Source organism: Stenotrophomonas sp. TWI809 (assembly GCF_039673205.1).
GTDB lineage: Bacteria > Pseudomonadota > Gammaproteobacteria > Xanthomonadales > Xanthomonadaceae > Stenotrophomonas.
On the sequence record NZ_JBDJLE010000002.1, the window covers coordinates 245,404 to 265,228 of the forward strand.

Consider the following 19,825-nt stretch of genomic DNA (forward strand, 5'->3'; position numbering starts at 1 on the left):
CGCATCCGATGACCTGCGACCGGTGGTCGCAGGCCGGGCCGGTCACATCCCCGAGTAGTTCGGGCCGCCGCCGCCCTGCGGGGTCACCCAGACGATGTTCTGGGTCGGGTCCTTGATGTCGCAGGTCTTGCAGTGCACGCAGTTCTGCGCGTTGATCTGCAACTGCTCATGACCATCGCTGCCGACGAACTCGTACACGCCCGCCGGGCAGTAACGTGCTTCCGGTCCGGCGTATTCGCTCAGGTTGATCCGCACCGGCACGCTGGCGTCCTTGAGCGTCAGGTGGCTGGGCTGGTCTTCGGCGTGGTTGGTGCTGCTCAGGAACACCGAGCTGAGGCGGTCGAAGGTGAGCACGCCATCGGGCTTGGGATAAGTGATCTTCGCGTGCTTCGACGCCGGCTCCAGGCACGCGTGGTCCGGCGTGCTGTGGCGCAGCGTCCACGGCGGGTTGCGGATGCCCAGCTTGGGCAGCAGCCACTGCTCGATGCCGGTCATCAGCGTGGCCACGGTCTGGCCCTTCTTGAACCACTGTTTGAAGTTCTTGGCCTGCTGCAGCTCGGCATGCAGCCAGCTGCTCTCGAACGCCTGCGGATAGGCGCTCAACTCGTCGTGCTGGCGATCAGCGGCGAGCGCATCGAAGGCCGCATCGGCGGCGAGCATGCCGGTCTTGATCGCGGCGTGGCTGCCCTTGATCCGGCTGACGTTGAGGTAGCCGGCCTCGCAGCCGACCAGCGCGCCACCGGGGAACACCGTCTTGGGCAGCGACATCAGGCCGCCGGCGGTGATCGCGCGCGCGCCGTAGCCGATGCGCTTGCCCCCTTCCAGGTGCTTGCGGATGTCCGGGTGCGTCTTGAAGCGCTGGAACTCTTCGAACGGGCTCAGCCACGGATTCCTGTAGTCCAGGCCGACCACATAGCCGATCGACACCTTGCCACCCTCGGCGTGGTACAGGAACGCGCCACCGTAGGTGGCGTTGTCCAGCGGCCAGCCGGCGGCGTGCACCACCAGGCCCGGTTCGTGCTTGGCCGGATCGATCTGCCACAGTTCCTTGATGCCGATGCCGTAGGCCTGCGGATCCTTGCCGGCATCGAGCTGGAAGCGGGCGATCAGCTGGCGGCCGAGATGGCCGCGCGAGCCTTCGGCGAAGATCGTGTACTTGGCGTGCAGCGCCATGCCGCGCTCGAACGCCGGGCCGGGCTGACCGTTCTTCTCGATGCCCATGTCGCCGGTGGCCACGCCGATCACCGCGCCGTCGTCGCTGTACAGCACTTCCGCTGCCGGGAAGCCGGGGAAGATCGCCACCTCCAGCGCTTCGGCCTGCTGCGCCAGCCAGCGGGTGACCTCGCCCAGGCTGACGATGTAGTTGCCTTCGTTGTGGAAGCACTCCGGCAGCAACGCGTTGGGCGTGCTGCGCGCGCCGGTTTCGTTGAGGAACAGGAATTCGTCGCGGGTGACCTTCTGCTTCAGCGGTGCGCCGCGCTCGGCCCAGTCCGGGAACAGTTCGGTCAACGCGCGTGGGTCCATCACCGCGCCGGACAGGATGTGCGCGCCGGGTTCGGAGCCCTTCTCCAGGATGCAGACCGACAGCTCGCGGCCAGCCTCGATGGCGCGCTGGCGCAGCCGGATCGCCGTGGCCAGGCCAGCAGGGCCGCCACCGACGATCACCACATCGAATTCCATCACTTCACGCGGGGGCAGGACGTTGATTTCTTCGCTCATGGGGCTGCGTAACTCTTGGGTAGTGCCGCGGGTTGAACGGCGGCGGTTGCCTGGGAATCGCGCGTGTCACACCACGGCGAAACGGTGGATCAGTGCGCCAGAGTACCGGCACGGCGCATGTAAGCCTAGATCGCCGACGATGAGAGCGGTGTCGGCGCGTGTTGGCTACCGGGGATGCTGCGGCGCAGCAACCACGCTGCGGCGCCGTCCCTTGGCCGCTTCCTGCACAACGACCACAATGGGGGCCTGTTCCACCGCCACCTGCCGGGATGCCATGTCACTCAATCCGTTCGATCTGTTCGATATCCGTTCGCTGCTGAGCGAGGAGGAGCGCGCGGTGCAGGCGACAGTGGCGCGCTTCACTGATACCCGGGTGCTGCCGATCATCGGTGATGCATTTGATGAAGGCCGCTTTCCGGACGAACTGATCCCCGAGATCGCTGCACTGGGTCTGCTCGGCTCCAGCCTGCCCGAGCAGTACGGCGGCGGCGGACTGAACGCGGTGAGTTACGGCTTGATCTGCCAGGAACTGGAGCGTGGCGATTCGGGCCTGCGCAGTTTCGTCTCGGTGCAGAGCTCGCTGTGCATGTACCCGATCTACGCCTACGGCAGCGAAGAACAGCGCCTGCGCTGGTTGCCGGACATGGCCACCGGCAAGGTGATCGGTTGCTTCGGCCTGACCGAGGCGCATGGCGGCTCCGATCCGGCGGCGATGAAGACCCGCGCGGTGCGCGATGGCAGTGACTGGCTGATCAACGGCAGCAAGATGTGGATCACCAGCGGGCCGGTGGCGGACATCGCCATCGTCTGGGCACACACCGAAGACGGCATCCAGGGCTTCGTGCTCGAGAAGGGCATGGCCGGCTACAGCACGCAGGAGATCAAGCACAAGATGAGCCTGCGTGCCTCGCTCACCGGCGCGCTGTTCTTCGACAATGTGCGCGTGCCCGACCGTAACCGCCTGCCCAACGTGCAGGGCCTCAAAGGCCCGCTGGGCTGTTTGAACCAGGCGCGTTATGGCATCAGCTGGGGCCCGATCGGTGCCGCGGTGGCCTGCCTGGATGAAGCGCTGGCTTACACCAAGCAGCGCGTGCTGTTTGGCCGGCCGGTAGCGGCCACGCAGAGTGCGCAGATCAAGCTGGCCGACATGGCGCGGCGGATCACCACCGCGCAGCTGCTGGCCTTGCAGCTGGGGCGCCTGAAGGACGCCGGGCAGCTGCAGCCGCAGCAGGTGAGCCTGGCCAAGTGGAACAACTGCCGCATGGCCATCGACATCGCGCGCGAGTGCCGCGACCTGCTCGGTGGCGCGGGCATCACCACCGAGCATGTGGCGATCCGGCATGCACTCAATCTGGAATCGGTGATCACCTACGAGGGCACCGAGACCGTGCACCAGCTGGTGATCGGGCGCGAGCTGACCGGGATCAATGCGTTCTGAGGTCACCTGACCAACGGTCAGGTGCTACACCAACGGTCAGGTGCTACACCAACGGTCAGGTGCTACGCGGCCGGCAGGTGCCTGTGTCACCGGTAGGTGCCGACCGGTGGTCGGCACGGCATCTTATTCCCCGCCGGCAAACCCGTTCTGGCGCCACGCCTCGTACATCACCACCGCGACCGTGTTGGACAGATTGAGGCTGCGGTTGCCCGGCTGCATCGGCAGGCGCAGGCGGCGGCCGTGGGGCAGGCTGTCGAGCAGGTCCTGGGGCAGGCCGCGGGTTTCCGGGCCGAACAGGAAGGCATCGCCATCTTCAAAGTGCTGGGTGTCGTAACGCACGCTGCCGCGGGTACTCAGCGCGAACAGGCGCTTGGGCGCAATCACCTGCAGGGCGGTCTCAAGATCTGGATGGACCTGCAGTCGGGCGTATTCGTGATAGTCCAGGCCGGCGCGCTTGAGCTGCTTGTCGCTCAGGTCGAAACCGAGCGGCTCGATCAGGTGCAGCCGCGCGCCGGTGTTGGCGCAGAGGCGAATCACATTGCCGGTGTTCGGCGGGATTTCGGGTTGGAACAGAACGACATGGAACGTGGGCGTGGCAGTCATCGGCGAAGTGTACGCCGTGGCTGCGGGGGACCGCAGCTACCGCTTACTGGCGGATCAGGGTCGAGGCGGCGGCAGCGGCGGTTTCCAGGGCAAGGGCCTGCAGATCGGCAGCCGACGGACGCACCTGCAGGGTCGGCAGGTTGATGATCACTTCGTTGGCGACGGCGGTGGCGGCAGCGGTGAAGGTGGCGACGTAGCCGCGGTCACGGGTCTGCTCGGCAGCCAGGGCCTGGCGCTGTTCGGCGGTCGGGCGCACTTCAACGGCGGCCAGCGTGGTGACGTGGCGGTTGGCGGCCAGTTCGGCGCGGTAATCGGCGATCAGGCCGGCAGTCGGGCGCACTTCCACCACGGCCAGGGTCGGGACGCTGCTGGTGCGCTCAACCTCGGCCTGGGCGATCTGGTCGGCCGACGGGCGGACCTGCACGGTGTCCAGGGTGACGATGGCGGGAGCGGCCTGCACCGACGAAGCAAATGCGGAGCCGGCGGCGAGGGCGATGGCGATGGCGAGCGTCTTGGTGTTCATGGCGAGGTCCTGTTTAGTGTTGGTGAGCAGTGGTGTGGTAGTAAGGTAGTACACCGATTCGGGGCTTGCAAGAACAATTTGATCTTTCTTGTTTTTGTTCAGCGTCCAGTCAGTTTCGGTTTGATCCCTGTTTCCTTCGCCCAGTACCACGCAGGACGCGTGCCAACTTTTCAACGTTGATTTCAAAGGATTTTTCGGGGGAATGGGGTGTCCGCCGTCCGGACAGGTGTCCGCTGGCAGGCGTGTGCGCCGTCCGTTTCCCCCCCAATGACTGTTGGCCGATGCCTTTTGCCCGGACGGCGCGCTAGCATCCGGCTTCACTTTCATGACCAAGGAACCGGAATGGCCGTCCAACTTCGACCGCGTGCCGCGCTGCTGGCTGTAGCGCTCTCCGCCGCACTGGGCTCACTCGCGCCGGCACCGGTCCTGGCCAAGCCGGCCACGGTGGCCAAGGTCGATATTCCGTTCGAGCAGTTCACCCTGCCCAATGGCCTGCGCGTGGTGGTGCACACCGACCGCAAGGCGCCGATCGTGGCCGTCAACATCTGGTACCACGTGGGCAGCAAGGACGAACCGGCCGGCCGCACCGGCTTTGCGCACCTGTTTGAACACCTGATGTTCCAGGGCAGCGAGAACCACGACGGCGAGTATTTCGAGCCCTTCAAGCAGGTGGGTGTCACCGGCCAGAACGGCACCACCAACACCGATCGCACCAATTACTTCGAGAACGTGCCGACCACCGCGCTGGACATGGCGCTGTGGATGGAGTCCGACCGCATGGGCCATCTGCTCGGCGCGATCGACCAGGCGGCCCTGGACGAACAGCGTGGCGTGGTCCAGAACGAGAAGCGCCAGGGCGAGAACCAGCCGTATGGACAGGTCTGGGAAAAGCTGACCCGCGCGATGTATCCGGAAGGCCATCCGTATCACCACAGCGTGATCGGCTCGATGAACGATCTCAACGCGGCCTCGCTGGACGACGTGAAAACGTGGTTCCGCACCTGGTACGGCCCCAACAATGCCGTGCTGGTGCTGGCCGGTGACATCGACGTGGCCACCGCGAAAGAAAAGGTCGCCAGGTACTTCGGCGACATCCCGGCCGGCCCGAGCATGGCCCAGCCCAAGGTGGACGTGGCCAAGCGCGAGAAGAGCACGCGCGAAGTGATGACCGACAAGGTGCCGCAGGCGCGCATCTATCGCGCGTGGAACGTCGCCCAGGTCGGCACCACCGACATCGACCAGCTGCAGTTGTTCGCGCAGGTCCTCGGCGGTGCGAAGTCCTCGCGTCTGGATCAGCGCCTGCTGCACCAGGACAAGCTGGTGGACAACATCAGCGCCGGCGCCTACAGCTCGCAGCTGGGCTCGAACTTCGTGATCATGGCCAGCGTGAAGCAGGGCGTGGACCCGGCCAAAGTCGAGGCGATCATCGATGAAGAGGTGAAGCGCCTGACCAGGGACGGTCCGACCGCCGATGAGCTCAGCCGTGGCAAGACCGCCTTCCGCGCCGGGTTCATCCGCGGCATCGAGCGCATCGGTGGCTTCGGCGGCAAGGCCGACGCGCTGGCCGAGTGCACCGTGTACGAAGGCGACCCGGGCTGCTTCCGCACGTCGCTGGCCACCATCGATGGGGCCACTGCCGCGCAGGTGCGCGATGTCGGTGCCAAGTGGCTGGGCGCCGGCGACCACACCATCGTGGTCGAGCCGGGCGCGCGCGTTGCGCTGGCCGAACTGCCTTCGGAAACGCCCAAGCCGTTCACCGTGCCCGCCGTGGACCCCAGCTTCACGACCCTGGCCAAGCAGGTCGACCGCAGCACCGGCGTGCCGCAGACCAAGACCTTCCCGGATCTGAAATTCCCGGAACTGCACCGCGCCACGCTGAAGAACGGCACCCAGGTGATCCTGGCCGAGCGTCACGACATCCCGGTCGTGCAGTTCAGTTATGAGTTCCCGGGTGGCTTCACCGCCGACCAGGGCCGCAAGTCCGGCACTGCCAACTTCACCATGGGGCTGCTCACCGAGGGCGCCGGCAAGCTCGGCGCGCTGCCGTTCGCCGATGCCGCCGATGCACTGGGTGCCAAGCTCGATGCCTCCGCCTCGCTGGACAGCACCAGCGTGTACCTGTCCGCGCTGAAGGAAAACCTGGCCCCGTCGCTGGCCCTGTATGCGGACATGCTGCGCCAGCCGCGCTTCGACCAGGCCGAGATCGATCGCGTCAAGGCCACCTGGATCGCCGGCATCCAGCAGGAGAAGGTCAACCCCAGCGCGGTTGCAATGCGCGTGATGCCGACCCTGCTGTACGGCGCCGGTCATCCGTATGCGATCCCGTTCACCGGCAGCGGCAATGAAGTGGACATCCAGTCCATGACCCGCGAAGACCTGGTCGATTTCCACCGGGATTGGCTGCGCCCGGAGCAGGGCACCCTGATCGTGGTCGGCGATACCACGTTGAAGGAAATCGTGCCCTTGCTGGAACGCCAGCTCGGCAATTGGAAGGCCGAGGGTCCGGCGCCGCAGGTCAAGGCCCCGGTGGACGTGGCACGGCCGACCCAGGCCCGGGTGTACCTGATCGACCAGCCGGGCGCGGTGCAGGCCAACCTGTTCGCCAGCCAGGTGGTGCCCTCGTCCAAGGACCCGGGTTCGACCCGCTTCGACATCGCCAATGGCGTGCTCGGCGGGGACTTCACCTCGCGCCTGAACATGAACCTGCGTGAGCAGAAGCACTGGTCCTACGGTGCCGGCAGCAGCGCCAGCAACACCCTGGGCCAGCGCCCGTGGGGCGCCCGCGCACCGGTGCAGATCGACAAGACCGCCGAGGCGATGCAGGAGATGCGCAAGGAGATCGCCGAGTTCGCCAGCGGTACCAAGCCGGCCACCCCGGCCGAAGTGGCGCGCATCCGCAACATCCAGAACCTGAGCCTGCCCGGCGCCTACGAGACCGCCAGCGCGGTGATGGGGACCATCAGCGGGATCGTGCGTTACCAGCGCCCGGACGACTATGTGGTCCAGCGCAAGGCCGAGATCGAGGCGATGACCCCGGCCCAGGTGCAGCAGGCCGCGGCCACGCTGGACCCGAACGCGCTGACCTGGGTGGTGGTCGGTGACCTCAAGCAGACCGAGGCACCGGTGCGTGCGCTCAACCTCGGCCAGGTGCAGGTGATCGATGCCGAAGGCAAGGTGGTGGCTCCGGCTGCTCCGGCTGCTCCGGCGGCGGCGGCCCCGGCCGCGGCCCCCAAGGCCCGGTGATGCCGACAGCGGGTCAGCCATCGCGCTGGCCCGCCCCTCAGGTGCCGGGAACCCTCCCGGCCCCTGATCACCCCCGATTCAGTTGTTTCCCGCACACTCCCTTACGTATTCCAGCCAGGCCTTGTCCATGCGCATTCTGCTTCTGTCCGCCCTGATCCTCAGCGTTTCCGCCTGCACCTGGGTGCCGATCGAGTCCTCCGGCAAGACGGTCCGCGTGCTGCCGGCCGGTGCGGTTCCCAGCGGCTGCCAGAGCAAGGGCGAGGTGGTGGTGACCGTGAAGAGCAAGGTCGGCTTCTACAACCGCAACCCGCTGCGCGTGCAGGAGGAGCTGGAAACCCTGGCCCGCAACGAGGCGCCCAGCGCCGGTGCCAACGCCGTGCAGGCCTCGGGCCTGCCCGCCGATGGCAGCCAGCGTTTCCTGGCCTTCCAGTGCCCGCCACGCTGAACCCTTCACCCCGCGCCCGGACCATACGCCCGGGCGTGAATTCGTAAAGGTGCGGTGAAAGCCGTGCCGGCTTACAATAGCGCCCCCTTTGCCTGAGCCTTGGCGCTAACTGATGCTCTTCAAGAATGTATCGATCGCCGGCTTGGCGCACATCGACGCGCCGCACACGCTGACGTCCAAGGAAATCAACGAACGGCTGAAGCCGACGCTGGATCGCCTTGGCATCCGTACCGATGTGCTCGGCGATATCGCGGGCATCCACGCCCGCCGCCTGTGGGATGCCGACATGCTGGCCTCCGACGCCGCCACGCTGGCCGCCCGCAAAGCACTGGAAGACGCCGGGATCGGCGCCGACAAGATCGGCCTGCTGGTCAACACCTCGGTCAGCCGCGACTACCTGGAGCCGTCCACGGCCAGCATCGTCTCGGGCAACCTGGGGGTCGGCGATGAATGCATGACCTTCGACGTCGCCAATGCCTGCCTGGCCTTCATCAACGGCATGGACATCGCCGCCCGCATGCTCGAACGCGGCGAGATCGACTACGCGCTGATCGTCGACGGTGAAACCGCCAACCTGGTGTACGAGAAGACCCTCGAGCGCATGGCCCTGCCGGGCGTGACCGCCGATGACTTCCGCAACGAGATGGCCGCGCTGACCCTGGGCTGCGGTGCCGCGGCGATGGTCATGGCGCGCACCGAGCTGGTGCCCGATGCCCCGCGTTACCGCGGTGGCGTGACCCGCTCGGCCACCGAGTGGAACCAGCTGTGCCGGGGCAACCTGGACCGCATGGTCACCGACACCCGCATGCTGCTGATCGAAGGCATCAAGCTGGCACAGAAGACCTTCGTGGCCGCCCGTGAAGCGCTGGGCTGGGCCGTGGAGGAACTGGACCAGTTCGTCATCCACCAGGTCAGCCAGCCGCACACCGCCGCCTTCATCAAGAACTTCGGCATCGACCCGAAGAAGGTGATGACGATCTTCGGCGAGCACGGCAACATCGGCCCGGCTTCGGTGCCGATCGTGCTGAGCAAGCTCAAGCAGCTGGGCAAGCTGAAGAAGGGCGATCGCATCGCGCTGCTCGGCATCGGCTCGGGCCTGAACTGCTCGATGGCCGAAGTGGTCTGGTAAACCAGTCGCCGCAGGCTGCTGCGGCGTTGGAATTGAACATCAAGGGCCGGTTCTGCCGGCCCTTTTCACAGGTGCGTTTGCATGCCCCAGCTGCCCGGTTACCCCGCCCATCCGCACCGCTTCGAGGTGCGCCCCGGCCTGTCGATGAACTATCTCGACGAAGGCCCGCGCGATGGCGAGGTGGTGGTGATGGTCCACGGCAATCCGTCGTGGAGCTATTACTGGCGCACCCTGGTGGCCGGGTTGTCGGACAGATACCGCTGCATCGTGCCGGACCATATCGGCATGGGCCTGTCGGACAAGCCCGATGACGCGCACTACGACTACACCCTGCAGTCGCGCGTGGATGACCTCGACGCGCTGCTCGCGCACCTGGGCATCACCGGCCCGGTGACCCTGGCCGTGCACGACTGGGGCGGCATGATCGGCTTCGGCTGGGCGCTGTCGCACCACGCGCAGGTCAAGCGCTTGGTGGTGCTCAACACCGCCGCCTTCCCGATGCCGGCCGCGAAGAAGATGCCGTGGCAGATCGCGCTGGGCCGCCACTGGACGGTGGGTGAGTGGATCATCCGCACCTTCAACGCCTTCTCGTCCGGTGCCTCGTGGCTGGGCGTGGAGCGGAAGATGCCGGCCGAGGTGCGCCGCGCCTACGTGTCGCCGTACAACAGCTACGCCAACCGCATCAGCACCATCCGCTTCATGCAGGACATCCCGCTGTCACCGGCCGACAAGGCCTGGTCGCTGCTGGCGCGCGCCGGTGAGGCGCTGCCTTCGTTCGCCGACCGCCCGGCCTTCATCGGCTGGGGCCTGCGTGACTTCGTGTTCGACCACCACTTCCTGGCCGGCTTCCAGGCCGCACTGCCGCAGGCGCAGGTGCATGCCTTCGAGGATGCCGGGCATTACGTGCTGGAAGACAAGCACGAGGTGCTGGTGCCGAAGATCCGCGCGTTTCTGGACGCGAACCCGATCTGAGCCGTTGGTATTGACGCTGGGTCGCATCCGACCCCGTCGGTAGAGCCGACCGTTGGTCGGCTGCTTTCTGGTCGGCTGCTTCTGCCCCGGCGTCATAACACCCGGCGCCCCCAACTACGCTGCGATCGGTGCCTGCGGCGGTGCCGGGGAATTGCCGTTGTCATCGGGATGATCATCGTCATTGTCCGCCTCGTCCCGCCAGCGCCAATCGGCCAGGGTCAGCGCCGGCATGCCGTGCGCCACGCGCGCCTTGTCGCACTGGGGGCTGGCCTTGCCGTACTCCCACGAGGCATCCACCTCACGGCAGACGCTGGGGCGGTTGGGGTGGATGCTGCAGCGCGAGTACACGCCGATCTCCGCATCCAGCGCCACGCAGTACACCGGCTTGGACAGCGTGCCGCGCATGCACAGCCGGTGCGGGTCCAGCACCTGGGTGAGCTCGTGCGGGACGCCACCGGGGGTGACCTCGTCCGATTCCATCCAGTGGAAGGCCACACGGTATTGGGTGCAGCAGGCGCCGCAGGTGAGGCAGGGATGGGGCATGGGGCACCGGCTGAATACACGTAGATCCACGCCATGCGTGGATGGGTGGGAAGGCCGCGAATTTTCCACGCCCTTGGCCGGCGCGCAAGATTTTTCTGCAGCGGCGACAATGAACGGATGAACAGCGCCATCAATATCGCCGCGCGCCTGCCCGAGCTGGCCCGTGAACGCCCCGACCAGATCGCCATCCGCTGCCCCGGCAAGCCCGGGCCCGGCGGCATGGCGCGTTATGACGTCACCCTGGATTACCGCACCCTCAACGCCCGCAGCGATGCGATGGCGGCCGGGCTGGCCGCGCACGGCATCGGCCGCGGCGTGCGCGCGGTGGTGATGGTGCGGCCCTCGCCGGAATTCTTCCTGCTGATGTTCGCGCTGTTCAAGAACGGCGCGGTCCCGGTGCTGGTCGACCCGGGCATCGACAAGCGCGCGCTGAAGCAATGCCTGGACGAGGCCCAGCCGGAGGCCTTCATCGGCATCGGCCTGGCCCACATGGCGCGCCTGGTGCTGCGCTGGTGCCGCTCTGCGCGCCTGCTGGTGACCGTCGGCCGTCGCTGGGGCTGGGGTGGCACCACCCTGGCCCGGCTGGAAGCCCAAGGCGCCACGGCGGCACCTGCGCTGGCCCCGACCGATGGCGAGGATGTCGCGGCGATCCTGTTCACCAGCGGCTCCACCGGCGTGCCCAAGGGCGTGGTCTACCGCCACCGTCATTTCGTCGGTCAGGTCGAGCTGCTGCGCGCCGCCTTCGGGATGGCGCCGGGCGGGGTGGACCTGCCGACCTTCCCGCCGTTCGCGCTGTTCGATCCGGCGCTGGGGCTGACCTCGGTGATCCCGGACATGGACCCGACCCGCCCGGCCCAGGCCGATCCGCGCAAGCTGCATGACGCCATCAACCGCTTCGGCGTCACCCAGCTGTTCGGCTCGCCGGCGCTGATGCGGGTGCTGGCCGATCACGGCCAGCCGCTGCCGAGCGTGCGCCGGGTGACCTCGGCCGGTGCGCCGGTGCCGCCCGACGTGGTCGCGCGCATCCGCCGCCTGCTGCCCGATGACGCCCAGTTCTGGACCCCCTACGGCGCCACCGAGTGCCTGCCGGTGGCCGTGATCGAAGGCCGCGAGCTGGAGAACACCCGCCAGGCCACCGAGGCCGGCGCGGGCACCTGTGTCGGCCGCGTGGTCGCGCCGAACGAGGTGCGCATCATCGCCATCGATGACGCGCCGCTGCCGGGCTGGTCGCAGGCGCGCGTGCTGGCCGCCGGCGAGGTGGGCGAGATCACCGTGGCCGGCCCGACCGCCACCGACAGCTACTTCAACCGCCCGCAGGCCACCGCCGCGGCGAAGATCACCGAAACCCTGGCCGATGGCAGCACGCGGGTCGTGCACCGGATGGGCGATGTCGGCTACTTCGATGCGCAGGGCCGGCTGTGGTTCTGTGGGCGCAAGACCCAGCGCGTGGAAACCGCGCAGGGCCCGCTCTACACCGAGCAGGTCGAGCCGGTGTTCAACGCGCTCGATGGCCTCGCCCGCACCGCGCTGGTCGGCGTGGGTGCACCGGGCCGGCAGGTGCCGGTGCTGTGCTACGAGCTGCTGCCCGGTACCGTCGATTCCCCCGCGCTGGTCGAGCGGCTGCGCCGCGAGGCCGCCGCGCACGCGCATACCGCGCGCATCGAGCGCTTCCTGCTCCACCCGGGCTTCCCGGTCGACATCCGCCACAACGCCAAGATCGGCCGCGAGAAGCTCGCGGTCTGGGCCACCGCGCAACTGGAGCAGCACGCATGAAGATCCTCGTGACCGGTGGCGGCGGCTTCCTCGGCCAGGCCCTGTGCAAGGGGCTGATCGAGCGCGGTCACCAGGTGCTGGCGTTCAACCGCGGCCATTACCCCGCGCTGCAGGCGATGGGCGTGGGCCAGATCCGCGGTGATCTGGCCGATGCGCAGGCAGTAATGCATGCGGTGGCCGGGGTCGATGCGGTCCTCCACAACGGGGCCAAGGCCGGTGCGTGGGGCAGCTATGACAGCTACCACCAGGCCAACGTGGTCGGCACCGACAACGTCATCGCGGCCTGCCGCGCGCACGGCGTGGGCAAGCTGGTCTACACCTCCACGCCCAGCGTGACCCATCGCGCCACCCATCCGGTCGAGGGCCTGGGCGCGGACGAGGTGCCGTATGGCGAAAACTTCCAGGCACCGTATGCGGCCACCAAGGCCATCGCCGAGCAGCGCGTGCTGGCCGCCAACGATGCGCAGCTGGCCACCGTCGCGTTGCGGCCCCGGCTGATCTGGGGCCCGGGTGACCAGCAGCTGGTGCCGCGCCTGGCCGAGCGCGCCCGGGCCGGCCGCCTGCGCTTTGTCGGTGATGGGCAGAACAAGGTCGATACCACCTACATCGACAACGCCGCACTCGCCCACTTCCTGGCTCTGGAACACCTGGCCCCGGGCGCGGCCTGCGCCGGCAAGGCGTACTTCATTTCCAACGGCGAGCCGCTGCCGATGCGCGAGCTGCTCAACAAGCTGCTGGCCGCCGTGGAGGCCCCGCCGGTGACGAAGTCGATCAGCTTCAAGGCGGCCTACCGGATCGGCGCGGTCTGCGAGCGGCTGTGGCCGCTGCTGCGCCTGCGCGGCGAACCGCCGATGACGCGCTTCCTGGCCGAGCAGCTGTGCACCCCGCACTGGTACAGCATGGAACCGGCGCGCCGCGACTTCGGTTATGTGCCCCGGGTCAGCATCGAAGAAGGGCTGGCCCGGCTGGCATCTTCATCGAACGCACAGGATTCCATCACTCCCTGAACACCGCAGGTTGGTGAACATGGCCCCACGCCAACTCCGGCACGCATCAACGCGAGGGTCGACATGCTGCATTACGCCGTCATCTTTTTTGTCATCGCCATCATCGCGGCGGTACTGGGTTTCTCGGGCATTGCCGGCGCTGCCAGCAACGTTGCCTGGATCCTGTTCGTCGTCTTCCTGATCCTGGCGGTGGTGTCGATGTTCCGCAAGCGGACCTAGTGTCCGGCGCGTCCCGCGCCACCTCTCTCCGGCGTGGGACGCGCTGCGGAAATCACGACGGCCTGACATCGGCAACGATGTTCAGGCCGTCGTTGCGATGGAGCTGCGCAGATCGCGCTCGTGCGCGTGCCGCGCCATCGCCAGTTCCAGCAGCCGCGTGATCAGCGCGGTGTAATCCAGCCCACTGGCCGCCCACAGCTTCGGGTACATGCTGATCCGGGTGAAGCCGGGCAGCGTGTTGATCTCGTTGATCACCACCTCGCCAGCCGAGGTCAGGAACACATCCACGCGTGCCAGGCCGGCACAATCCAGTGCCTGGTAGGCCTGCACGGCGATTTCCCGGATACGGGACTGCTCCGCATCGGTGATGGCCGCCGGCACCACGATGTCCGCACCGCTTTCGCTGATGTACTTGGTGTCGTAGGAATAGAAATCATCGTGCACGACCACCTCGCCACAGACGCTGGCTTCGGGGTGCTCGTTGCCCAGCACCGCGCATTCGATCTCGCGGCCGTCGATCGCCGATTCCACCAGCGCCTTGTGATCGAACGAGAGTGCCAGCGCGAGCGCGGCATGGAATTCCGCTTCAGTGCGCACCTTGCTCACGCCCACCGAGGAGCCCTGGTTGGCCGGCTTCACGAACAATGGCGTGCCCAGCGCGGCGACCAGCGCGGGGTAATCGGCCCGGGCCGCCGTGACCCGGTTGAAGCAGGCGAACGGCGCCACCGCCAGCCCGGCATCGCGCAGCAGGCGCTTGGCCACGTCCTTGTCCATCGCCACCGCCGAGCCGAGCACGCCCGAGCCCACGAAGGGCAGGTTGGCCATGCGCAGCAGGCCCTGCAGCGAGCCATCCTCGCCCAGCGTGCCGTGCACGATCGGGAACACCACGTCGATCTGCTCCAGCGCGGTGGCCGGATCGGTCGGGACCAGCTGCTGGCGCTCCAGGCCCGGCCGCACCGCCACCGCATTGCCCGAGCGGTGCAGCGCGATCCGTGCCGGGTCACCGGCATTGAGCAGGAAGTCGCGCGGGTCGCTGACGTGCCACTGGCCCTGCTTGTCGATGCCGATCAGGCTGACCTCGAAGCGGTCCTTGTCCAGTGCATCGAGGATGTTCTTCGCCGATTGCAGCGAGACCTCGTGCTCGGCCGAACGGCCGCCGAAGATGATGCCTACCCGGGTCTTGCCCATGCCTGTTGCCGCTCCTGCCTCTTCTGGAACCACACAGGATGGACCGGCGCGCGGTGCATGGCAAAACGCGCAACGCGTGATGCCCGCGGACGCCCGCCGTTCAAGGGGGCACGGTAGAATGCGGTGATGGCCCGTTCCCTGCTCTCTTCCCTCAAGCCGCTGGCTGGCAATGCGCTGCAGCTCACGCTCAACCGCGCGCTGGCGCTGGACCCGGACACCCGCAGCGCGCTGGCCGCGCTGGATGGCCGCCACATCGCCCTGACCCTGGAATCGCCTGCGTTGGCGATGCGGATCGGGGTGGACGGTGAGCGGCTCACGGTCGGCCCGGTCGATCCGCAGCAGGAGCCGGACCTGGCCGTGCGCAGCACGCTGGGCGGGGTGCTGGCCCAGCTGCCGTTCCTGGCCAATGCACGCCGTGGCGGTGATGCGCCGCCCGGGCGGGTCAAGGTCTCCGGCGATGCCGAGCTGGCCCGCCGCCTGCAGCAGCTGGCGACCCGTTTCGATCCGGACTGGCAGCAGCCGTTCGTGCGCGTGTTCGGCGAGGTCATGGGCGTGCAGATCGCCAATACCCTGCGCTCGGCACTGCAGCACGCCCGCCGCGGCGCGTCCGACCTGGCGCACAGCGCCGCTGAATTTGTCACCGAGGAGTCGCGCGACGTGGTACCCCGAGCAGAACTGGATGCCTTCCACGACGATGTGGACGTGATGCGCGACGACGTTGAACGCATGGCCGTGCGCGTCCAGCGCCTGCGGCGGGTGGGCGCATGAAGGCGATCTTCCGGGCCAGCCGCATCGGCCGCATCATCCTGCGCTACCGCCTCGACGATCTGCTCCAGGGCACCCCGGCCGAACGCTGGCTGCGCCTGGCCAAGCCGTTCGTGCCACGCGCCTCGGCCGACATCGCCGCACAGTCGCGCGGTGCGCGCCTGCGCCTGGCGCTGCAGGACCTGGGCCCGATCTTCGTCAAGTTCGGCCAGATCCTCTCCACCCGCCGTGACCTGATCCCGGCCGATGTCGCCAACGAACTCACCCTGCTGCAGGACCGGGTCAAACCGTTTGATGGCGCCGCCGCGCAGGCCATCGTCGAGCGTGCGCTCGGGCGCCCGGTCAGCGAAGCGTTCGCCAGCTTCGATCTGCAGCCGCTGGCCTCGGCCTCGATCGCGCAGGTGCACGCGGCCACGCTCGCCGATGGGCGCCAGGTGGTGGTCAAGGTGCTGCGCCCGGACGTCGAAAAGCAGATCGACGCCGACATCGCGCTGCTCAAGTCGGCCGCCGCGCTGATCGAGCGCGCGCACCCGCGCGCCGACAAGATCCGCCCGCGCGAGGTGGTCGCCGAAGTCGAAAACACCTTGGCCGCCGAGCTGGACCTTCAGCGCGAAGGCGCCAATGCCAGCGTGCTGCGCCGCAACTGGATCGACTCGGACGATCTGTACGTACCGGAAGTGATCTGGAGCCATACCGCCGAGCGCGCGCTGACCCTGGAGCGCGTGTGGGGCATTCCCTCGGACGACATCGTCGCGCTGGACAAGGCCGGCATCGACCGCAAGGCGCTGGCCGCCAAGGGCGTGCGGGTGTTCTACACCCAGGTGTTCCGCGACAACTTCTTCCACGCCGATGCGCACGCCGGCAATATCTGGGTCGACACCGATCCGGCGCGCCGCGACAACCCGCGCTTCATCGCGCTGGATTTCGGCATCATGGGCCAGCTGTCCGAAGAAGATCAGTACTACCTGGCCGAGAACTTCATGGCCATCTTCAACAAGGATTACCGGCGCATGGCCGCGCTGCATGTCGAGGCCGGCTGGATGCCCAACAACGTGCGCATCGATGAACTCGAAGCGGCCGCGCGTTCGGTGTGCGAACCCTATTTCACCCGCCCGCTGTCGCAGATCTCGCTGGCCGAGGTGCTGATCAAGCTGTTCCGCGTGGCCCAGCGCTACGAGCTCACGCTGCAGCCGCAGCTGATCCTGCTGCAGAAGACACTGCTCAACATCGAAGGTGTCGGCCGTCAGCTCGATCCGGAACTGGACATCTGGGCGGTCGCGCGGCCGGTGCTGGAACGCATCCTGCGCGAGCGTTACAGCCCGCGCCGCGTGCTCAAGGAAGTGCGCAAGCGCCTGCCTGAAATCATGACGCATACGCCGGACATGCCGCGCCTGGTCCACGCCTGGCTGCGCCAGCAGGTGGAAGGCGACCACGAATTGTCGATGCGCTCGCGCGATCTGGCGGCGCTGAACGTCAGCGTGCAGAAGCTGCAGAAGCGCGCGGTGGCCGCGATCGCCGGCGTCGGCCTGATGATCGTCGCTGCGGTGCTGTATGGCCTGCAGCCAGGTGGCTGGTACTTCGGCGATGCCCCGGTGTGGAGCTGGGTGACCGGCGCGGCGGGCGTGTTCTCGCTGGCCAGTGCCTGGTGGCGCCGATGAGCGCGATCGAGCTGCAGGCAGAGGCCATCGCCGAGGCGCCTGTTGCGCTTCCGCCCCTGCAACTGCTGCACCTGGACGACCAGCTTGCCGTGGTCAACAAGCCCGCCGGGCTGATGGTCCACGACAGCAAGCTCGCCCGGGGCGAAGACGACTTCCTCGCCGACCGCCTGCGCGAACAGCTCGGCAAGCCGATCTTCCTCGTCCACCGCCTGGACCGCGCCACCAGCGGCTGCCTGCTGCTTGCCTTTGATCGCGAAAGCGCCAGCGTGCTCGGCAAATCGCTGATGGGCGGCGACGTCACCAAGGATTACCTCGCGATCTGCCGCGGCTGGCCGGCCGACGAGGCCTTTACCGTCGACCATGACCTCGATGGCGGCCCCGGCAAGCCGGTCAAGAAGCAGGCGATCACCCACTTCCAGCGCGTCGCCGTGGGCGAGATCGCCATTCCGATGGGCGAGTTCGAGACCTCACGTTACGCCCTGCTGCGCTGCCAGCCGCAGACCGGCCGGTTCCGTCAGATCCGCCGCCACCTCAAGCACCTCTCGCATCACCTGATCGGCGACACCAGCCACGGCGACGGTCGCCACAACCGCAGCTTCCGCATGCAGGGCATCCACCGCATGCTCCTGCACGCCGAGCGCCTGCGCTTCCCGCACCCGGACGGCACGCCGATGGACATCAGCGCGCCGGTGGACGTCGAATTCCGCAAGGCGATGGATCTGTTTGGTTGGGTCGTGCGATAGCCGACCAACGGTCGGCTCTACTTCACGACAGCCGACCAACGGTCGGCTCTACCGGTTATTTTTTTGCCGGCGCCGGCTCATTGACGATCGCTTCCAGGTCCTTCTGCAGATCCACGAACAGCGGCTGCATCTTGGCCTGGATCGCCACCATCACGTTCTGCATCAGTGCCGGCGTCTTGTCCAGCAGGCTCTGCCCCGCCGAGCTCTCATAGAACTCCGCCATCGCCAGCACGTCTTCCTTGCTGAAGGTCTGCTTGTACAGATCCACGTACATCGGCCGCAGCTCCTTCCAGGACAGCGCCTGACGCACGGTCTGGCTGGTCCGCTGCTCGATCCGCTGCAGCTGGGCCTGCTGTGTCGCATCCAGCTGACGCTGCTGCGCCACCTGCTGGAACTGCTGGCGCTGCATCGCCTCGATCTGCGGCAGCATCGTATCGAGCATGCTCTGCGCGCGCGAGGCGGCCAGCAGGCGGTTGATGTCGGCATCCGACGGCGGCGCGGCCAAGGCCGGCGCGATCGCGGCCAGGCCCAGCGCCAGGGCCAGAGTGAGGCGGGTCAGGCCGCGGCGGGCCAACGGGCGGATCAGGGACATGGCGGAGCATCCTGCGTTGCGTGGACTCCGGAGAATACCTGCGATGGCGTCATCAGGCCGTAATTGAGGACGTTATCGGCGACATCCACGCACGTTGCAGTCACCCGACTGGCGGTCCTCCCCTTACAATGCCGCCCATGGGCAACGGGCCAGTCACCATCAGCGCGCACCTGACGATTCCGGATACGGAACTCGTCGAGCGGTTCGTGCGCGCCAGCGGCGCCGGTGGCCAGAACGTCAACAAGGTCTCCACCGCCGTCGAACTGCGCTTCGACGTGGCCGGCTCGCCTTCGTTGCCCGAGCCGTTGCGCGCGCGCCTGCTGGCCCGCCGCGACCGGCGCATGACCGGCGAAGGCGTGCTGGTCATCGATGCACAGCGTTTCCGTACCCAGGACCGTAACCGCGAGGACGCGCGCGATCGACTGGCCGCCTTCATCCAGGCGGGGCTGAGCGTGCCCAAGGCACGCGTGGCCACCAAGCCGACCTACGGGTCGAAACTGCGTCGTCTGGACGCCAAAAAGGGGCGCGCGCAGATCAAGCGCGGGCGCACCACACGCAATTGGGAGTGATTGCTTGAACAACCGAAGTCCGTTGTTGCCGGTGGTTCCGCCGAACATGCCGCAGGTCAAACCGAACCGCTTCCTCCGCTGGCTGGCCCGCTGCACGCTGCGCCTGGGCGGCTGGAAAGTGACCGGCACCCTGCCCGATGTGCCCAAAGTGGTGTTCATCATCGCCCCGCATTCGTCCAACTGGGACGGCTTCTGGGGCATGGCGGCGAAGATCGCGCTGGGCATGCAGGTCAAGGTGCTGGGCAAGGCCTCGCTGTTCTGGTGGCCGCTGGGGCCGCTGCTGCGCAAGCTCGGCGTCATCCCGCTGGACCGCAGCTCGCCGCAGGGCACCGTGGAGCAGGCGGTCAGCCTGATCCGTGGCTCGGACCGCCTGTGGTACGCGATCACCCCGGAAGGCACGCGCAAGGCGGTGCAGCACTGGAAGGCCGGCTTCCTCAAGATCGCGCGCATGGCCGATGTACCCGTGCTGGCGGCGTACTTCCACTACCCGGAAAAGACCATCGGCATCGGCCCGCTGTTCCATCCCACTGGCAACGACGTGGCCGACATGGCCGCGATCCGCGCGTACTACCGCCCCTGGCAGGGCAAGACCCGCGGCACCGTCTGAGCGCGGCCGGGCGGGTCGGGCGGAGTAGCCCCCACGGCCCGCACAGCCACGCGCCACGACCGGCACATGCCGCCTGCGGGCTTTGGGAG

19 protein-coding genes are annotated in these 19,825 nt (G+C 67.6%); 13 read left to right on the forward strand and 6 right to left on the reverse strand.

The genetic code is table 11. The features are described from left to right. Positions 1 to 42: 42 nt before the first annotated feature. A complete protein-coding gene (locus tag ABE472_RS02770) occupies positions 43 to 1,719 on the reverse strand; it encodes an electron transfer flavoprotein-ubiquinone oxidoreductase (protein ID WP_346465391.1) in 1,677 nt (558 codons plus the stop codon). A 274-nt stretch (positions 1,720 to 1,993) separates the two neighbouring features. On the opposite strand from ABE472_RS02770, the gene ABE472_RS02775 reads away from it, so the two are divergent. Continuing rightward, the gene (locus ABE472_RS02775) at positions 1,994 to 3,157 is read left to right on the forward strand and encodes an acyl-CoA dehydrogenase family protein (protein WP_313212637.1); all 1,164 of its coding nucleotides are present in this window, start codon (positions 1,994 to 1,996) and stop codon (positions 3,155 to 3,157) included. 123 nt (positions 3,158 to 3,280) lie between these two features. On the opposite strand, the gene trmL is transcribed toward ABE472_RS02775, so the two are convergent. Both trmL and ABE472_RS02785 read right to left on the reverse strand, forming a co-directional pair. Beyond that, entirely contained in the window at positions 3,281 to 3,760 is a 480-nt protein-coding gene (trmL, locus tag ABE472_RS02780; RefSeq protein WP_313212636.1) for a tRNA (uridine(34)/cytosine(34)/5-carboxymethylaminomethyluridine(34)-2'-O)-methyltransferase TrmL, read from the reverse strand. A 43-nt stretch (positions 3,761 to 3,803) separates the two neighbouring features. Then, positions 3,804 to 4,283 (reverse strand): hypothetical protein, encoded by a 480-nt coding sequence (locus tag ABE472_RS02785; protein ID WP_313219858.1) that lies wholly within the window; start codon positions 4,281 to 4,283, stop codon positions 3,804 to 3,806. A 342-nt stretch (positions 4,284 to 4,625) separates the two neighbouring features. Between ABE472_RS02785 and ABE472_RS02790 the strand changes: the two genes are divergently transcribed. The 4 genes from ABE472_RS02790 (at position 4,626) to ABE472_RS02805 (ending at position 10,072) form a co-directional block, all read left to right on the forward strand. Further along, positions 4,626 to 7,526 carry a pitrilysin family protein gene (locus ABE472_RS02790; RefSeq protein WP_346465394.1) on the forward strand — a complete coding sequence of 967 codons (2,901 nt, stop codon included), beginning with the start codon at positions 4,626 to 4,628 and terminating at the stop codon, positions 7,524 to 7,526. Between the two features lie 127 nt (positions 7,527 to 7,653). Further along, complete coding sequence (locus ABE472_RS02795) at positions 7,654 to 7,971, forward strand: DUF4156 domain-containing protein (protein ID WP_046272272.1); 318 nt, start codon at positions 7,654 to 7,656, stop codon at positions 7,969 to 7,971. A 112-nt stretch (positions 7,972 to 8,083) separates the two neighbouring features. Beyond that, positions 8,084 to 9,100 (forward strand): 3-oxoacyl-ACP synthase III, encoded by a 1,017-nt coding sequence (locus tag ABE472_RS02800; RefSeq protein ID WP_019184878.1) that lies wholly within the window; start codon positions 8,084 to 8,086, stop codon positions 9,098 to 9,100. Between the two features lie 81 nt (positions 9,101 to 9,181). Further along, on the forward strand, positions 9,182 to 10,072 hold the full coding sequence (locus ABE472_RS02805) for an alpha/beta fold hydrolase (RefSeq protein ID WP_346462726.1): 891 nt from the start codon (positions 9,182 to 9,184) through the stop codon (positions 10,070 to 10,072). 114 nt (positions 10,073 to 10,186) lie between these two features. On the opposite strand, the gene ABE472_RS02810 is transcribed toward ABE472_RS02805, so the two are convergent. Beyond that, on the reverse strand, positions 10,187 to 10,615 hold the full coding sequence (locus ABE472_RS02810) for a YkgJ family cysteine cluster protein (protein ID WP_152154128.1): 429 nt from the start codon (positions 10,613 to 10,615) through the stop codon (positions 10,187 to 10,189). Between the two features lie 117 nt (positions 10,616 to 10,732). On the opposite strand from ABE472_RS02810, the gene oleC reads away from it, so the two are divergent. From oleC to ABE472_RS02825, 3 genes are all read left to right on the forward strand, one after another. Beyond that, positions 10,733 to 12,388: an olefin beta-lactone synthetase gene (gene oleC, locus ABE472_RS02815; protein ID WP_346462725.1), complete on the forward strand. Its 1,656-nt coding sequence runs from the start codon at positions 10,733 to 10,735 to the stop codon at positions 12,386 to 12,388. Then, the gene (gene oleD / locus ABE472_RS02820) at positions 12,385 to 13,395 is read left to right on the forward strand and encodes a 2-alkyl-3-oxoalkanoate reductase (RefSeq protein WP_346465397.1); all 1,011 of its coding nucleotides are present in this window, start codon (positions 12,385 to 12,387) and stop codon (positions 13,393 to 13,395) included. The genes oleC and oleD overlap by 4 nt, the downstream gene beginning before the upstream one ends. Positions 13,396 to 13,458: 63 nt before the next feature. After that, on the forward strand, positions 13,459 to 13,614 hold the full coding sequence (locus tag ABE472_RS02825; protein WP_019184873.1) for a DUF1328 domain-containing protein: 156 nt from the start codon (positions 13,459 to 13,461) through the stop codon (positions 13,612 to 13,614). Between the two features lie 81 nt (positions 13,615 to 13,695). Here the strand turns inward: ABE472_RS02825 and ddlA are convergent, their stop codons facing one another. Further along, positions 13,696 to 14,802 (reverse strand): D-alanine--D-alanine ligase, encoded by a 1,107-nt coding sequence (gene ddlA, locus ABE472_RS02830; protein WP_346465399.1) that lies wholly within the window; start codon positions 14,800 to 14,802, stop codon positions 13,696 to 13,698. 126 nt (positions 14,803 to 14,928) lie between these two features. Between ddlA and ABE472_RS02835 the strand changes: the two genes are divergently transcribed. Genes ABE472_RS02835 through ABE472_RS02845 form a run of 3 tightly spaced genes read left to right on the forward strand, consistent with a single transcriptional unit; the run spans position 14,929 to position 17,968 of the window. Further along, on the forward strand, positions 14,929 to 15,570 hold the full coding sequence (locus ABE472_RS02835) for an SCP2 sterol-binding domain-containing protein (protein WP_346465401.1): 642 nt from the start codon (positions 14,929 to 14,931) through the stop codon (positions 15,568 to 15,570). Continuing rightward, positions 15,567 to 17,225, forward strand: coding sequence for a ubiquinone biosynthesis regulatory protein kinase UbiB (gene ubiB / locus ABE472_RS02840; RefSeq protein WP_346465403.1), 1,659 nt, complete (start codon positions 15,567 to 15,569; stop codon positions 17,223 to 17,225). The genes ABE472_RS02835 and ubiB overlap by 4 nt, the downstream gene beginning before the upstream one ends. Then, positions 17,222 to 17,968 carry a pseudouridine synthase gene (locus ABE472_RS02845; RefSeq protein ID WP_346465405.1) on the forward strand — a complete coding sequence of 249 codons (747 nt, stop codon included), beginning with the start codon at positions 17,222 to 17,224 and terminating at the stop codon, positions 17,966 to 17,968. The genes ubiB and ABE472_RS02845 overlap by 4 nt, the downstream gene beginning before the upstream one ends. Positions 17,969 to 18,023: 55 nt before the next feature. Here the strand turns inward: ABE472_RS02845 and ABE472_RS02850 are convergent, their stop codons facing one another. Further along, entirely contained in the window at positions 18,024 to 18,560 is a 537-nt protein-coding gene (locus ABE472_RS02850) for a DUF2059 domain-containing protein (protein ID WP_313219865.1), read from the reverse strand. A 137-nt stretch (positions 18,561 to 18,697) separates the two neighbouring features. On the opposite strand from ABE472_RS02850, the gene arfB reads away from it, so the two are divergent. After that, positions 18,698 to 19,129: an alternative ribosome rescue aminoacyl-tRNA hydrolase ArfB gene (gene arfB, locus ABE472_RS02855; protein ID WP_121044396.1), complete on the forward strand. Its 432-nt coding sequence runs from the start codon at positions 18,698 to 18,700 to the stop codon at positions 19,127 to 19,129. 46 nt (positions 19,130 to 19,175) lie between these two features. Next, positions 19,176 to 19,736, forward strand: a complete 561-nt coding sequence (locus ABE472_RS02860; RefSeq protein ID WP_313208918.1) for a lysophospholipid acyltransferase family protein — start codon at positions 19,176 to 19,178, stop codon at positions 19,734 to 19,736. Positions 19,737 to 19,825 lie beyond the last annotated feature (89 nt).

Coding starts and splice junctions, on each gene's coding strand:
- ABE472_RS02770 (WP_346465391.1), bottom strand. CDS start 1,719: ATGAGCGAAGAAATCAACGTCCTGCCCCCGCGTGAAGTGATGGAATTC.
- ABE472_RS02775 (WP_313212637.1), top strand. CDS start 1,994: ATGTCACTCAATCCGTTCGATCTGTTCGATATCCGTTCGCTGCTGAGC.
- trmL (WP_313212636.1), bottom strand. CDS start 3,760: ATGACTGCCACGCCCACGTTCCATGTCGTTCTGTTCCAACCCGAAATC.
- ABE472_RS02785 (WP_313219858.1), bottom strand. CDS start 4,283: ATGAACACCAAGACGCTCGCCATCGCCATCGCCCTCGCCGCCGGCTCC.
- ABE472_RS02790 (WP_346465394.1), top strand. CDS start 4,626: ATGGCCGTCCAACTTCGACCGCGTGCCGCGCTGCTGGCTGTAGCGCTC.
- ABE472_RS02795 (WP_046272272.1), top strand. CDS start 7,654: ATGCGCATTCTGCTTCTGTCCGCCCTGATCCTCAGCGTTTCCGCCTGC.
- ABE472_RS02800 (WP_019184878.1), top strand. CDS start 8,084: ATGCTCTTCAAGAATGTATCGATCGCCGGCTTGGCGCACATCGACGCG.
- ABE472_RS02805 (WP_346462726.1), top strand. CDS start 9,182: ATGCCCCAGCTGCCCGGTTACCCCGCCCATCCGCACCGCTTCGAGGTG.
- ABE472_RS02810 (WP_152154128.1), bottom strand. CDS start 10,615: ATGCCCCATCCCTGCCTCACCTGCGGCGCCTGCTGCACCCAATACCGT.
- oleC (WP_346462725.1), top strand. CDS start 10,733: ATGAACAGCGCCATCAATATCGCCGCGCGCCTGCCCGAGCTGGCCCGT.
- oleD (WP_346465397.1), top strand. CDS start 12,385: ATGAAGATCCTCGTGACCGGTGGCGGCGGCTTCCTCGGCCAGGCCCTG.
- ABE472_RS02825 (WP_019184873.1), top strand. CDS start 13,459: ATGCTGCATTACGCCGTCATCTTTTTTGTCATCGCCATCATCGCGGCG.
- ddlA (WP_346465399.1), bottom strand. CDS start 14,802: ATGGGCAAGACCCGGGTAGGCATCATCTTCGGCGGCCGTTCGGCCGAG.
- ABE472_RS02835 (WP_346465401.1), top strand. CDS start 14,929: ATGGCCCGTTCCCTGCTCTCTTCCCTCAAGCCGCTGGCTGGCAATGCG.
- ubiB (WP_346465403.1), top strand. CDS start 15,567: ATGAAGGCGATCTTCCGGGCCAGCCGCATCGGCCGCATCATCCTGCGC.
- ABE472_RS02845 (WP_346465405.1), top strand. CDS start 17,222: ATGAGCGCGATCGAGCTGCAGGCAGAGGCCATCGCCGAGGCGCCTGTT.
- ABE472_RS02850 (WP_313219865.1), bottom strand. CDS start 18,560: ATGTCCCTGATCCGCCCGTTGGCCCGCCGCGGCCTGACCCGCCTCACT.
- arfB (WP_121044396.1), top strand. CDS start 18,698: ATGGGCAACGGGCCAGTCACCATCAGCGCGCACCTGACGATTCCGGAT.
- ABE472_RS02860 (WP_313208918.1), top strand. CDS start 19,176: ATGCCGCAGGTCAAACCGAACCGCTTCCTCCGCTGGCTGGCCCGCTGC.